A 13629-nucleotide genomic window follows, 5' to 3' on the forward strand; every position below is an offset into this window, starting at 1 on the left:
TCTAGTCCTCAAGCCCCACCAGCGAGCGCGAGAAGGCACGCGCGTCGAACGGTTGTAGATCATCGACGCCTTCGCCGACGCCGATCAGCTTGATCGGGCTGTCCGAGGCCCGGGCCACCGGCACCAGCACCCCGCCGCGCGCCGTGCCATCCAGCTTGGTCATCACAATCCCGGAGACGCCGACCTGGTTGCCGAAGATCTTCTCCTGGGCCAGGGCGTTGCGGCCCACCGTGGCGTCCAGCACCAGCAGGGTCTCGTGCGGGGCGTCGGGATCGACCTTCTTGAGCACCCGAATGACCTTGAGCAGTTCGTCCATCAGGCCTTGCTTGTTCTGCAGCCGGCCGGCGGTATCGATCAGCACGACATCATGGCCTTCGAGCTTGGCGCGTTCGACGGCCTCATAGGCCAAGGCGGCGGCGTCGGAACCGGGCGGACGGCTCATGAAATCGGCCCCTGCCCGGTCGGCCCAGACCTTCAACTGCTCCACGGCGGCGGCGCGGAAGGTGTCGCCGGCGGCGATCAGCACCTTGGCGCCCTTGTTGAGGGTCAGGTCGGAGGCGATCTTGCCCAGGGTGGTGGTCTTGCCCGACCCATTGACGCCGATGAACAGCACCACATAGGGCTTGGGACCCGACAGCGGGTCGAATACCCCCTCGCGGTCGGTCAATTCGGCGGCGACCAAGTCGGCCAGGGCTTCCTTGACCTCGATCTCGGTCGAGGACTTGCCAAACCGCGCCTTGCCGAAGGCGTCGGCGATGCGGGCGGCGATCTGGGGACCAAGGTCCGCCTCGATCAGCATCTCTTCCAGCTGATCCAGCTGTTCCTGGTCCAGGGGCTTCTTGACGAAGACGCCGGTGACCTGGTCGGTCATCTGCTGGGACGACCGGGCCAGGCCCGACGTCAGGCGCTGGAACCAGCCTTTTTTCTGCTCGGGCTTTTCGCTCATGGCGTTCCTTTAGAGCGTGGCAGCTGAAAGTGTGAGCGGTTTCAGCGCCCGCCACGCTCCAATCAAAGGGGACAGAGCCTGGGACAGGCTCTGTCGGCCGTGGCATGAAACGCCAATGGACGCGCTTTCGACCACACTGTTCTGGCTGGATTACGCCGCCGTCGCCGTGTTCGGCGCGACCGGGGCGCTGGCCGCCGCCCATCGCAAGCACGACATCATCACCTTCGGCTTTTTCGCAGCCATCACCGGAGTTGGCGGCGGAACCCTCCGCGATCTGCTGATCGGCGCGCCGGTGTTCTGGATCCAGCGGCCCGGCTATGTCCTGGCCTGCCTGGGGGCGGCGGTGATCGTCTGGATGCTGGGGAAGCGCGGCTGGCGGTTCCGAGCCCTGCTGTGGCTCGACGCCCTGGGCATGGCCGCCTATTGCGTGGTCGGCACGGCCAAGGCGCTAAGCCTGGGCGTCCATCCGTTCACGGCGGTGATGATGGGCGTGCTGACGACCGCCTTCGGCGGGATCCTCCGGGATGTGCTGGCCGGGGAGCCGAACCTGCTGCTGCGCCGCGAGATCTACATCACCGCCGCCCTGCTGGGGGCGTCGGTGTTCGCGGTGCTGAGCCTGCTGCACGCGGGTTTCTGGCCGGCGGGGATCGCCGGATTTGTGGCCGCCTTCGGCTTGCGGGCCTGTGCGCTCAAGCTGGGCTGGAGCCTGCCGGGGTTTGCAGGCGGAGAGGAGAAGGCGTGAACGGACGCAAGCCGCGCTTCGAGGGTGAGACGATGATCGTCATTCAAGGTCGGCGCGCCGAAGACATCGTCTGGACCGTCATGGGTGTGGCCTATCTGGCGCTGTCGGTGAAGCGTCTACACCCTCTCTCCCTTCCCCTAGCGGGAGAAGGTGGCGGCGCAGCCGACGAATGAGGGATCGCATCAACCCGCCCGCCGCTTGCGGCTGATCCTCCCGTCAACCCCTCGTCCGACATCGCTCAGCGAGCCCACATTTTTCCCGCAAAGGGAGAAGGATCAGGTGTCGTGATCGGGATGCTGCCGGCTGACTACTACACCCGACGGCCCCGTCGGCGGGCGAACCGGCATATCGGCCAGATGATCCATCCAGGCCGGACGACCCTCGACGGCCAATTGCACCGCCGGCTCGACCCGCGAGGGATCGTCGAAGGCAAAGACCGCCAAGTCGATCCGCTCGGCGCTCCATTCAAAGGTTAGCGGCGTGCCGCAGGCGGCGCAGAAGCCGCGCTTCACCTGGTCGGAGCTCTGGAAATGGGCCGGAGCGCCGCGCGTCCAGATCAGGTCGACGACCGAGACGGTGACCAAGGCCCCGAACGCTCCGGCGAAGGCCTTCTGGCACATTCGGCAATGGCAGATCGAGGCGCGGCCAGGCGCGCCGTCGACGCTGAAGCGCACCGCGCCGCATTGGCAGCCGCCGGTCAGCGCGGTCGTATCGGACATGGGAAACCTCCCTAGGCGGTGAGCTCGGCGATCACCCTCACGCCGTCGTGGCCGGTGACGCGAAAGGCAACGATCCGGCCCTGGGGCGCGGCGCCCCCCAAGGCGGGATCGAAGGCGATCTCGGTGAAATCCTCGGCGCGGGCCACGCCTTCGCGCTCGACCAGGCCCGATAGAACGCGGCCCACCTGGCGCTGGAGGTGGCGTTCAAGCCCAGCCTGGCCAGCTTCCCGCAGGCGGCGGGCGCGGTCCTTGATCACTCCGCCCTTGACCGCCGGCATCCGCGCGGCGGGCGTGCCGGGGCGAGCGCTGTAGGGGAAGACGTGCAGGAAGGCCAGGCCCGCCTCCTCGACCAGCCTCAGAGTGTTTTCGAAGGCCTCGTCGCTCTCAGTGGGGAAACCGGCGATCAGGTCGGCGCCGAAGGCTGTGTCGGGGCGCACGGCGCGGACGCTGGCCACCAGCTTCAGGGCGTCCTCGCGACTGTGGCGACGCTTCATGCGCTTGAGCACCAGGTTGTCGCCGGCCTGCAAGGACAGGTGCAGATAGGGCATCAGCCGGGGCTCGGTCTCCAGCAGCCGAAACAGGTCGACGTCGATCTCGGCGGCGTCGATCGACGACAGCCGTAGGCGCGGCAGGCCAGGAACCAGCTTCAGGATTCGCCCCACTAGCTGGCCAAGGGTCGGTTGGCCGGGCAGGTCGGAGCCCCACGACGTCACATCGACGCCGGTCAACACCACCTCGTTATAGCCCTCGTCCGAGAGCCGGCGGACCTGGTCGACCACCTCGCCGGCCGGGGCCGAGCGCGAGTTTCCCCGGCCATAGGGGATGATGCAGAAGGTGCAGCGGTGGTCGCAGCCGTTCTGGACCTCGACATAGGCCCGGGCGCGGTCCTTGAGACCGGCGATCAGGTGACCGGCGGTCTCCCTGATCGACATGATGTCATTGACACGAACACGGGTAGAGGTGTCCATCAACGCGCCAGGCGCGGCCTTTTCGGCGTTGCCGAGCACGAGGTCGACCTCCGGCATGGCGGCGAAGGCGGCGGGATCGATCTGGGCGGCGCAGCCGGTGACGATCAGCCGGGCGTCCGGCCGCTCGCGACGCGCCTTGCGGATCGCCTGCCGGGCCTGACGCACGGCCTCGTTGGTTACCGCGCAGGTGTTGAACACCACCGCGTCGGTCAAGCCATCGGCGGCCGCGCGGGCCCGGATGGCTTCCGACTCATAGGCGTTCAGCCGGCAGCCGAAGGTGACGATCGCCACGTCGTCGGGACCGCTGGAGACGACGGCCGGGCCGCCCTCCTCGCCCCCATTCTCATGTTGGGAGGTGGGGGCCGGCTTCGGCGGCCGGGAGATGAGGGTGTAGGTGGTCACGGCTTATCGACGAACGCCGCGAAGGCGTCCTTCCAGTCGGGGCGCCAGCGCGACAGGGCTGGGCGGTTTTCGATGATGTCGCCGATGGCCCAGGCCATGCGCTTTTCGTCGACGGCGCGGGGCACGTCGTTGTCGGGGCACAGGATGTAGAAGTCGCCGCGCTGGATGCTTTCCAGCATGAAGTCGACGGTCTGTTGCGGGGTCCAGGCGGCGGCGGGCTTGTCGCCGCCGCGCCGGGTCATGCCGGTGTGGACGAAGCCGGGGATCAGCAGGCGAGCGTCGACCTGGCAATCGACGATCTCGCGCAGGGTGTGGGCCAGCCCCTCGGTCAGCGACTTCACCGCCGATTTCGACACATTATAGGCCGTGTTGCCCGGCGGCTGGGTAATGCCTTGCTTGGAGCCCGTGTTGATGATCAAGCCGGGGCGGCCGCTGGCGGCCATCTCCTCGCCGATCACTTGAACGCCATTGATCACGCCCCACAGGTTGACGTCGAGGATGCGCTTCCACGGGTCCTCGCCCGAGAAGGCGTCGCCTCCGCCGCCAACCCCGGCGTTGTTCATCAGCACGTCGACAGCGCCGAATCGATCGACCGCTGCGTCGCGCAGGGTCTGGACCGCAGCGCGGTCGGCGACGTCGGTAGGCACGGCCAGGGCGCGCTCGCCGATGGAGTCGGCGGCCTTGGCCAGGGCGCGGCCCATGATGTCGGCCATGACCACGTTCATGCCCAGACCGGCGAAGGTCTGGGCGGCGGCCAGGCCGATGCCGTCGGCCGCGCCGGTGATCACGGCCGTCTTGCCTGGACCAATCGCCGGGTGGATGGGGGCGGTATGGACGCTCATGCCGCGACCTTCTCGGGCAGTTTGCCGCTGAATTCCATCGTCACGGGACCGGTCATGATCACGTGGCTGTCGCTGGCCCGCCATTCGATGGTCAGGGACCCGCTCTCGAACTCGACCCTGGCGACGCGGTTGGTCAGGCCCTTGCGGACGGCGGCCACCTGGGCCGCGCAGGCGCCGGTGCCGCAGGCGGCGGTCAGGCCCGCGCCGCGCTCCCAGACCTTGAGCCTGATGTGGTCGCGCTCAACGACGTTGGCGAATCCGACATTGACGCCCTGCGGGAACAGCGGGTGGTGTTCGATCAGCGACCCCGTGCCGCGCGCCAGTTCATCGGTGGCCGGCGTATCGACAAAGAACACCACATGCGGATTACCCATCGAGACGCAGCCCGGCGTGTGCAGGTCGGGGGCGTCGATCGGGCCGACCTGCAGTTCGATGCCGGTGGTGTCCATCTCCTCGGACAGCGGGATCTGGTCCCAGGCCAGGCCCGGTGGGCCCATGTCGACGGTGACCAGCTTGTCGCCGGCCATCTGGCCGGTCAGCCGGCCGGCCACGGTGTCGAAGGCCACGGCGGTCTTGTCCGACGACTGCATCAGCAGCCACGCCACGCAGCGCGTACCGTTGCCGCAGGCCCCGGTCTCCTCGCCATCCGAATTCCAGAACCGCACATAGGCGCTCGCGCCCTGCCCCCTGGGCGGATCGATGGCGATCACCTGGTCGCAGCCAATTCCGCCCTCGCCCCCATCCTTGCCGGGCCGTCTGGCGATGGCGCGGATGTCCTCCGCCGTCGGATGGAAGGGCTGCGAGGCGGTCTCAAGCACGACGAAGTCGTTGCCCAGCCCGTTCATCTTGAGAAAGGTGCGGCTCATGGTGCGGGTTATATAGTGGAAAACCTCGGCCGAGTCAGAGGTCAGGCCCAAGTGCGGCGTTCTTAGCGCGGCTTTAGACGATTGACCCGCGTGTTTTCGGCCACTCTGGCGCCATCCGTGATTTTCGTTACCGTCGCCCGCCCACCTGTCGCGACAGCCCTGGATCACTAGATGCGCAGACTGTTTCTCGTTCTCCTCGCCTCCACGAGCCTCATGACCCTTTCGAACACCGCCCAAGCCGCCCAGCCCGTCCCGGCTTCCGCCGATACCGAGGCGCGCACGCCCCTGGACCAGTTGGGTCAGAACGATCCCTACAAGTGGATGGAAGAGATCGAGGGAGCCCGCGCCTTGGCCTGGGCCAAGACCCAGAACGCTCGCAGCCTGCCCAAGCTGCAGGGTGATCCGCGCTATGCCGACCTTGAGGCCAAGGCCCTGGCGATCCTCAACGCCAAGGACCGGGTGCCGGGCGTGTCGTTCGCCGGCGACGGGTCATTGCGCAACTTCTGGCAGGACGTCGATCACGTGCGCGGCCTGTGGCGCCGCACGACTTTGGACAGCTACCGGACGCCCGCGCCACAATGGGAGACCCTCCTCGACATCGACGCCCTGTCGAAGGCCGAGGGCGCCAACTGGGTGTTCAAGGGCGCCAATTGCCTGGCCCCTGACGAGACCCTGTGCCTGGTCACCCTGTCGGACGGCGGCAAGGACGCCGTCACCGTCCGGGAGTTCGACTCGATGACCCGCGCCTTCGTAAGGGACGGCTTCGTGCTGCCCGAGGGCAAGCAGGACTATGACTGGATCGACAAGGACACCCTGATGGTCGCCCGCGAATGGGAGCCGGGCCAAGTGACCAAGTCGGGCTATGCCTATGTGCTGAAGACCTGGAAGCGCGGAACCCCCCTGGCCTCGGCCAGGGAGGTGTTTCGCGGCACGGTCGATGACGTCTCGGTCAGCGGCTACACGCTGCGCGACGCCGACGGCGTGGTCCAGGCGGTGATGGCCAATCGCGCCACCAGCTTCTTCGAGAGCGAAAAATACCTGCTGACCGACGCTGCTCCCGTGCGGCTGAACCTGCCCGTGAAGAGCTCGATCCAGGGCTATGTCAATGGCCAGATGGTGGTGTCTCTGGAGCAGGATTGGGCCGAGGAGGGCTTCAAGACCGGCGACCTGATCAGCTTCAGCCTCAGGGCGGTCAAGGCTGATCCGGCCAAGGCCCAGGCAACCCTGGTGCTGCGCCCCACCGCCAAGCAGTCGGTCGAGTCGGTGACCAGCACCCGCGGCAAGCTGATCGTCGGCCTGTTGGACAACGTCACCGGCGTGGCCTTCGCCTATAATCACGGGCCCCTGGGCTGGACGAAAAAGAAGTTCGACCTCCCGGCCAATTCGACGATCGGTTTGGGCTCGGCCTCGTCGAAGGACGACCGCTTGTTCTTCAGCGTCACCGGCTATCTGACGCCCTCCACCCTCTGGCTGGCCGACGCCGGCTCGTTGAAGCTGGAGCAGATCAAGGCCTCGCCGGCCCGTTTCGACGCCGGGGCCCACGTGGTCGAACAGTTCGAGGCGACCAGCACAGACGGGACCAGGATCCCCTATTTCGTCATCCATCCCAAGACCCTCGCCATGGATGGCCAGGCGCCGACCCTGCTCTACGCCTATGGTGGCTTCCAGGTGTCGATGACGCCCGGCTATTCGGGCGTGATGGGCAAGCTGTGGCTGGAGCGCGGCGGCACCTATGTGGTGGCCAATATCCGCGGCGGCGGCGAGTTCGGCCCGGCCTGGCACAATGCCGGGCTCAAGGAGAACCGCCAGAAGGTCTATGACGACTTCTTCGCCGTGTCCCAGGACCTGATCGACCGCAAGATCACCTCGCCGCGCCATCTGGGGATCATGGGCGGCAGCAATGGCGGCCTGCTGATGGGCGTGGCCCTGACCCAGCGGCCCGAGCTCTACAACGCCGTCGTCGTGCAGGTGCCGCTGTTCGACATGATCCGCTACAGCCAGATCGGGGCCGGCGCCTCGTGGATCGGCGAATATGGCGACCCGGCCATACCGTCGGAGCGGGCGGTAATTGCCAAGTATGACCCCTATACCAACCTCAAGGTCGGCCAGAAATATCCCGAGGTGTTCATCGAGACCTCGACCAAGGATGACCGGGTCCACCCGGCCCACGCCCGCAAGGCCGCCGCGAGGCTGGAAGAACTGGGCTATCCGGTGCTCTATTACGAAAATGTCGACGGCGGCCACGCGGCCAGCGCCAACCAGGCCGAAACCGCGCGCCGCCAGGCCCTGGAATATGTCTATCTGTCGAAGAAGCTGATGGACTGAGGCTGTAAACCCTCATTCAATCTATACAGAGCAAAATCGCCAAGAATTCCGGCTGCTCGTTCAGGTCGGATCGAGGTTGCCTTGAAGATCGACGTCGTCCCCGCCTTGGAACTGCCGCCGGAGGTCAGCGCGCGCTGGTCGGCCGCCCAGGCGGCCGAGCCGCGTTTCGACAGCCCGTTCCTGTCGCCGCAGTGGGTTTCGGCCGTTGCGCGGGCTCAAGGCCCCGACAGCGGCGTCCAAGTGGCGATCCAGCATGATACGGCCGGCCAGCCCGCGGCCTTCCTGCCAGTGCGCAAGCGTGGCGACATCGCCATGCCGGTCGGGGCGCCGATGTCGGACTACCAGGCCCTTGTGACCCATGGCGGTTTCCGGCCGGATCCGCGCGCCATGCTTCGGGCCATGGGCGTTTCCCGCTTCGACTTTTGCCACATGCAGGCCGGTGACCCGGCCTTTCGTGGGCAGGGACGAGGCGAAAGCACCTCCTGGATCATCGACGTCGCCGACGGCTACGCCGCCTACGAGGCCGAGCGCAAGGCGGCGGGGATCGGAGCGCTCAAGGACATCGACAAGAAGCGTCGCAAGGCCGAGCGTGAGACGGGCGCCGCCCGGTTCACCGCCCTATCGGAATCGCGCGAGGACTTCACCCAGCTCATCGCCTGGAAGCGCGCCCAGCTTGCCGCCACAGGCCAGACCGACCTTTTCAAGACACCCTGGGTCATGCGGCTGATCGAGGCCCTGTTCGGGGATCGCGACTCGGCGTTCGGGGGCGGCCTCTACACCCTCCACCTGGGCGACGAGCTGGCGGCGGCGCATTTCCACCTGCGCGGCGGCGGTACGATCCACGGTTGGCTGATCGCCCACGATCCTAAATTCGAGCGCTACTCGCCGGGCTTGCTTCTGTTTCAAGACATCCTGAAGAGCCTGGACCACAGCCCCTATCGCCGGCTCGACCTGGGCGCGGGCGATTATCGCTTCAAGCGCGATCTGTCTAACCATCAGCAGATGGTGACTTTCGGCTTCCTGGGCGCCCCGTCGGTTTCGACCTTGGCGCGCAAGACCGCCTATCGCGTGCGCGAGATGGCCGAATCCCTGCCGCTGGGCCGGGTGTCGGCCCTACCGGGCAAGGCGATGCGGCGGATCGACGTGCTTCGCGGCCTGCGCTAGAGCATTTTTCGAGCGAAGTGGTTCCGGTTCGCGTGAAGAAAAATGCGTCAAAACAAAAGATTAGAGCTCACGGCCTGACGCGGTCAGGTCGGGAAATGCTCTAGCGCTGACCCGACAGGCTGCGACGTCCTGCGACGCCCTTAGGCCCTATGGCTGATCAAGGCGATCAGCCCACTCCACAGCACGATGTTGAACGCCGTGATGGCTAAAAGCCAGCGGAGACGGCGTTGGCAACCATCCATCCGCGGGCGAAACACAACGTCGCGAACCACATGACCCATGGTTTCCTCCACAGTCCTCTACCGGGACTCGTGGCGAAGCAAACGATGGTTAATGGGTTCACGCAAGGGCAGTTGACTGCCTGTCCCACGGATAAACGGCGCTATCCCGACATTGTGACCAGGGTTTTGCCTTAGAGACCGACGTGATTGACGCGTAGGGCGGGTGGGTCAATTCGCCCAGCTTCCCAGGCGCGGGTCCAGGCCAGGCGCTCGACCGATTCGCGGAAGGCGAAGCGCAGCAAGTGGTCGGCGACCACGTCCTCCAGTTTCGTGAGGTTCTCGAGCAGCGGCGCCTCGACGGTGATGTTCAAGCCATCGGGTTCGGCTAGCAGGACGCAGGTCCCGACCGGCAGCGGAATCCGGGCCGAGGTGGCGTCGAACGCCACCTCGAACCTGTGGCTCCAGTGCTTGGCCAGTTGGGTCATGTAGCGCGCGGCCTTGTCGGTGTTCAGACGGGCATGGCTCTGCATCGCTACACCCCCTCGATGGCGGCGGCCGCGTCGTCCAGCACCTTGGCGATTGCGGCGATCTGCTCGGGTGTCAGCCGGCCGGCGGTCAGTTTGAGGCGGAGCGCCGTCTTGATGTTCTCGCGAGCCCGCATGATCTGCGGCGAGAAGGCGGCGCTCTGGGCGGCGGCCTCGGCCATCCGGGCGAACAGCCCGTGCACGGGCTGGCGATTGCTTTCCAGGAAGGCCTGGCCTTCGTCGGTGATCGTGTAGAGCTTCTTGCCACCGCCGGCGTCTGCCGCCGTGACGTAGCCCAGCTCTTCCAGCAAGGTCAGGGTGGGATAGATCACGCCGGGGCTGGGGGTATAGGCGCCGCCGGCCGAGGTTTCGACGGCCTTGATCAGTTCGTAGCCGTGGCTGGGCTTGTCGGCGATCAGCTTGAGCACGACCAGGCGCAGATCGCCGTGGTCGAAGAACCGGCCCATGCGGCCGCCGCGACGATGATGGCCTTCATGGCCGTGGAAGCCGAACGGATGACGGCTGTGATGGCCCCCATGGTGACCCATGCGGCCTTCGGGATGGTGATGACGTCCAAACATTTTTAGATCCTGTTTCGTTACATCGAAGTTATAGATATATCGAAATTGGACTGGGGCAAGAGTGATTTTAGATATATCTGATCATGCCGGGAAGGTGCTGGGGACATGCTCATGCGCATGTCCCCATTCGTAGACCAGCCTAGGCTCCCGGCGGAACCGGGAAGCCGCGATTGCGCATCAGGGCGCCGATCTTCACGTCACGGCCGCGAAAGCGGCGGAAGGCCTCGCCGGCGTCAAGGGTGTTGCCCACGCTCATGATGTCGTCGTGCAAACGCTTGGCGACGGCCTTGTCGTAGAAGCCGCCGGGCGCCTCGGCGAAGGCCTCGGCGGCGTCGGCGGTCAGGGTGTCGGCCCAGATGTAGTCGTAGTAGCCCGCCGAGTAGCCGTCGCCGGAAAAGATGTGGCCAAAGTGGGTGGGTCGGTGGCGCATGACGATCTCCGACGGCATGCCGATCTGCGCCATCGTCGCCGTCTCGAAGGCTTCCGGATCGATGACCTGACCCTGGGCCGCCAGATGGATCTTCATGTCGTAGATCGCCGAGGACAGATATTCGACGGTCGAGAAGCCCTGGTTGAAGGTGTGGGCCTTCTCGATCTTGGCCACGAGATCGGCGGGGATCGGCTTGCCGGTCTGGTAGTGCACGGCGAACCTCTCCAGCACCGGCTTGGTCGGCAACCAGTGCTCGTTGAGCTGACTGGGGAACTCGACGAAGTCGCGGGCTACGTTGGTGCCGGCCAGGGTGGGATAGCTTACGTCCGAGTTGAGGCCGTGCAGGGCGTGGCCGAACTCGTGGAACAGGGTGACCGCGTCGTCCCAGGAGATCAGCACCGGCTCGCCGGGCTGGCCCTTCACGAAGTTGCAGTTGTTGGAGACGATCGGCGTCACCACCCCGCGGAATGTCTCCTGGGTGCGGTATTCGCTCATCCAGGCGCCCGACTGCTTGCCGGCCCGGGCGTAGGGGTCGAAGTACCATAGGCCCACGCGCTGACCGCTCCCTGTAACCTCCCAGACGCGGACGTCGGGGTGGCAGACCGGCACGTCGGTGATCTGGGTGAAGGTGAAGCCGTACAGTTGACCGGCCGCCCAGTGGATCGCCTCGCGCAGCTTCTCCAGCTGCAGGTAGGGCTTCACCGCGTTCTGATCGAGATCATAGCGCGCCTTGCGGACCTTCTCGGCATAGTGGCGATAGTCCCAGGGCGCGATTTTGAAGGTCGCGCCCTCGGCGGCGGCGACCTTCTGCATGTCGGCCACTTCTTCATGGACGCGCGCCACGGCCGGCTTCCAGACCTGCGTCATCAGGTCCATGGCCGCGTCCGGGGTCTTGGCCATGTTGTCGGCCGTGATCCAGTGGGCGTAGCTCGGGAAGCCCAGCAGCTGGGCCTTTTCGGCCCGCAGCTTGAGGATTTCGGTGATCACCGCCTTGTTGTCATGAGCGTCGCCATTGTCGCCGCGCGAGATCCACAGCTTCCAGCCCTTCTCACGCAGGTCGCGGCGGTCGGAATAGACCAGGAACGGCTCCATCGACGAGCGGGTGTTGGTGATCAGCCACTTCCCCTTCTGGCCTTTTTCCTCGGCCGCCGCCGCCGCTCCGGCCCGGATCGAGTCCGGCAGGCCCACCAGATCGGCCTGGCTTTCCAGCACCAGGCTGTAGCCTTCCTCGTCGGCCAGCTCGTTCTGGCTGAACTTGGTGTAGAGGCCGGCCAGGGCCTGGTTGATCTGGCCCAGCCGGGCCTTCTTGACGCCATCCAGCGCCGCGCCCTGGCGGGCAAAGTTGTTGTAGGTCACCCAGGTCAGGCGCTTCTGCTCGGGCGTCAGGCCGGCCGTCTCGCGAGCGTCGTAGACAGCCTTGATCCGGGCGAAGAGCTGTTCGTTCTGGATGATCTCGTCGGTGAAGGCCGCCAGCCTGGGCGTGGTGGCGGCCTCGACCTTCTGCATGACCGCGTCGTTCATCGTCGAGGTGAACACGCCAAACAGCCCGTTGACCCGGCTCATTGCCCGCCCGGAATCCTCGTATTCGGCGATGATGCTTTCGAAGCTCGGCGCCGAACGCTTGGCGGTCAGGGCAAAGAGCTTCTGGCGCTGCTCGGCCATCGCGACGTCATAGGCCGAGGCGAACAGATCAGGCTTGACCTTGTCGAAGGGCGGGACGCCGCCATGCGGACCCGTCCAGGGTGCGAGCAGGGGATTGGCTGGGGTCGCGGGGTCGGCGGCTTCACTGATGGCGGGCATGAGGACCGTGGCGCTGGCGGCGGCGAGGAACGAACGACGCTTCAAGGGGTGTCTCCGGGACAACGTTTGAAGATCAGCCTAGGCCACGCGAAAAGCGCCGTCACATGACACCGCTGTGACCCTTCACCACCGTGGACGGGCGCGGCGACGAAAGCTAAGTGTCGTCCCATGTCCATCGGCGTCTTCGACTCCGGCGTGGGCGGCCTCACGGTCCACCGCGCCCTCGTGAACCGTCTGCCCCAGGCGGACTTCATCTATCTGGCCGACCAGGCCAATGCGCCCTATGGCGGGCGGCCGGGCGAGGAGGTCGTCAATCTGACGCGGGCCGGGTGCGAGCGCCTGTTCGACGCCGGGGCCAGCGTCGTCGTCCTGGCCTGCAACACCGCCTCGGCCATCGCCCTGCGCCGCCTGCAACAGACCTGGCTGCCGGGCTATCGCAAGGCGCTGGGCCGGCCGGTCAATGTGCTGGGAATCATCGTGCCGACCATCGAGGCGGCCACCGGCCTGCCCTGGGAACACGAGGCCGAGCGGCGCGGCGACAAGGTCGAGCAGCTGGACGTGCTGGGGGTGTTCTCCACCCAGGGCACCACCAATTCTCGCGTCTACGAGATCGAGATCGACAAACGCAAGCAAGACATCGCGGTGTTCTCGCAGGCTTGTCCGGACCTTGTGCCGATGATCGAGGCCGACGCCGGGGCCGTGGACCTGGCCAAGGCCGTAGAGGGCTATGTCCAGGCGCTGAAGACCCGCATCGGGCGCTATCCCGACCGGGCGGTGCTGGGCTGCACCCATTACGAGATCATCGCCGACATCTTCCGCGCCGCCCTGCCGGCTGGCACCCCGATGATCCAGCAGCCGGCCGCCACGGCCGACGCGCTGGAGCGTTATTTCGAGCGTCATCCGGAGCTGGACCCTGGGACGGGCGGCGGCCGGGTTTTCCTGACCACCGGCGAGCCGGGACCTCAGAATGCGCTGGTCCAGACCTTCTGGGGTGGCCCGCTGCGGTTCGAGGCGGCTTAGGTCACGGACTTGCCCCCTACGGACCGCTTCGCGGTCGTCTTCGCCCATAGGGGAAGAGCTCCAAGTGTCCGAGGCTCCG

The 13629-nt window shown here is 66.4% G+C and carries 13 protein-coding genes; 5 read left to right on the top strand and 8 right to left on the bottom strand.

Features of this window, described 5'->3' with window-relative positions; all coding sequences use genetic code 11:
• Nucleotide 1: 1 nt before the first annotated feature.
• Entirely contained in the window at nucleotides 2-946 is a 945-nt protein-coding gene (gene ftsY / locus ACP696_RS09510) for a signal recognition particle-docking protein FtsY (RefSeq protein WP_426010226.1), read from the bottom strand.
• A 115-nt stretch (nucleotides 947-1061) separates the two neighbouring features.
• Between ftsY and ACP696_RS09515 the strand changes: the two genes are divergently transcribed.
• Complete coding sequence (locus tag ACP696_RS09515; RefSeq protein WP_426010228.1) at nucleotides 1062-1688, top strand: trimeric intracellular cation channel family protein; 627 nt, start codon at nucleotides 1062-1064, stop codon at nucleotides 1686-1688.
• Nucleotides 1685-1861: a hypothetical protein gene (locus tag ACP696_RS09520; protein WP_426010230.1), complete on the top strand. Its 177-nt coding sequence runs from the start codon at nucleotides 1685-1687 to the stop codon at nucleotides 1859-1861. The genes ACP696_RS09515 and ACP696_RS09520 overlap by 4 nt, the downstream gene beginning before the upstream one ends.
• Before the next feature lie 102 nt (nucleotides 1862-1963).
• Here ACP696_RS09520 and ACP696_RS09525 read toward each other — a convergent pair whose 3' ends face one another.
• The 4 genes from ACP696_RS09525 to dapF are packed head-to-tail and all read right to left on the bottom strand — an operon-like array spanning nucleotide 1964 to nucleotide 5485.
• Nucleotides 1964-2407, bottom strand: a complete 444-nt coding sequence (locus tag ACP696_RS09525) for a GFA family protein (protein WP_426010232.1) — start codon at nucleotides 2405-2407, stop codon at nucleotides 1964-1966.
• Between the two features lie 11 nt (nucleotides 2408-2418).
• Complete coding sequence (gene mtaB / locus ACP696_RS09530) at nucleotides 2419-3777, bottom strand: tRNA (N(6)-L-threonylcarbamoyladenosine(37)-C(2))-methylthiotransferase MtaB (RefSeq protein WP_426010234.1); 1359 nt, start codon at nucleotides 3775-3777, stop codon at nucleotides 2419-2421.
• Nucleotides 3774-4703 (bottom strand): SDR family NAD(P)-dependent oxidoreductase, encoded by a 930-nt coding sequence (locus tag ACP696_RS09535; protein WP_426010236.1) that lies wholly within the window; start codon nucleotides 4701-4703, stop codon nucleotides 3774-3776. Before ACP696_RS09535 ends, mtaB begins: the two co-directional genes overlap by 4 nt.
• Nucleotides 4616-5485, bottom strand: a complete 870-nt coding sequence (gene dapF / locus ACP696_RS09540) for a diaminopimelate epimerase (RefSeq protein WP_426011280.1) — start codon at nucleotides 5483-5485, stop codon at nucleotides 4616-4618. The genes ACP696_RS09535 and dapF overlap by 88 nt, the downstream gene beginning before the upstream one ends.
• A 171-nt stretch (nucleotides 5486-5656) precedes the next feature.
• On the opposite strand from dapF, the gene ACP696_RS09545 reads away from it, so the two are divergent.
• A complete protein-coding gene (locus tag ACP696_RS09545; RefSeq protein ID WP_426010237.1) occupies nucleotides 5657-7810 on the top strand; it encodes a prolyl oligopeptidase family serine peptidase in 2154 nt (717 codons plus the stop codon).
• A gap of 81 nt (nucleotides 7811-7891) precedes the next feature.
• The gene (locus ACP696_RS09550; protein ID WP_426010239.1) at nucleotides 7892-8974 is read left to right on the top strand and encodes a GNAT family N-acetyltransferase; all 1083 of its coding nucleotides are present in this window, start codon (nucleotides 7892-7894) and stop codon (nucleotides 8972-8974) included.
• 412 nt (nucleotides 8975-9386) lie between these two features.
• Here the strand turns inward: ACP696_RS09550 and ACP696_RS09555 are convergent, their stop codons facing one another.
• From ACP696_RS09555 to ACP696_RS09565, 3 genes are all read right to left on the bottom strand, one after another.
• On the bottom strand, nucleotides 9387-9725 hold the full coding sequence (locus tag ACP696_RS09555; RefSeq protein ID WP_426010241.1) for a DUF2218 domain-containing protein: 339 nt from the start codon (nucleotides 9723-9725) through the stop codon (nucleotides 9387-9389).
• 2 nt (nucleotides 9726-9727) lie between these two features.
• Entirely contained in the window at nucleotides 9728-10300 is a 573-nt protein-coding gene (locus tag ACP696_RS09560) for a PadR family transcriptional regulator (RefSeq protein ID WP_426030741.1), read from the bottom strand.
• 139 nt (nucleotides 10301-10439) lie between these two features.
• Nucleotides 10440-12575, bottom strand: a complete 2136-nt coding sequence (locus ACP696_RS09565; RefSeq protein ID WP_426010244.1) for a M3 family metallopeptidase — start codon at nucleotides 12573-12575, stop codon at nucleotides 10440-10442.
• 123 nt (nucleotides 12576-12698) lie between these two features.
• On the opposite strand from ACP696_RS09565, the gene ACP696_RS09570 reads away from it, so the two are divergent.
• Complete coding sequence (locus ACP696_RS09570) at nucleotides 12699-13550, top strand: glutamate racemase (RefSeq protein WP_426010245.1); 852 nt, start codon at nucleotides 12699-12701, stop codon at nucleotides 13548-13550.
• Nucleotides 13551-13629 lie beyond the last annotated feature (79 nt).

It is taken from the genome of Caulobacter sp. DWR3-1-2 (assembly GCF_049896225.1).
In the GTDB taxonomy this organism is placed as follows: domain Bacteria; phylum Pseudomonadota; class Alphaproteobacteria; order Caulobacterales; family Caulobacteraceae; genus Caulobacter.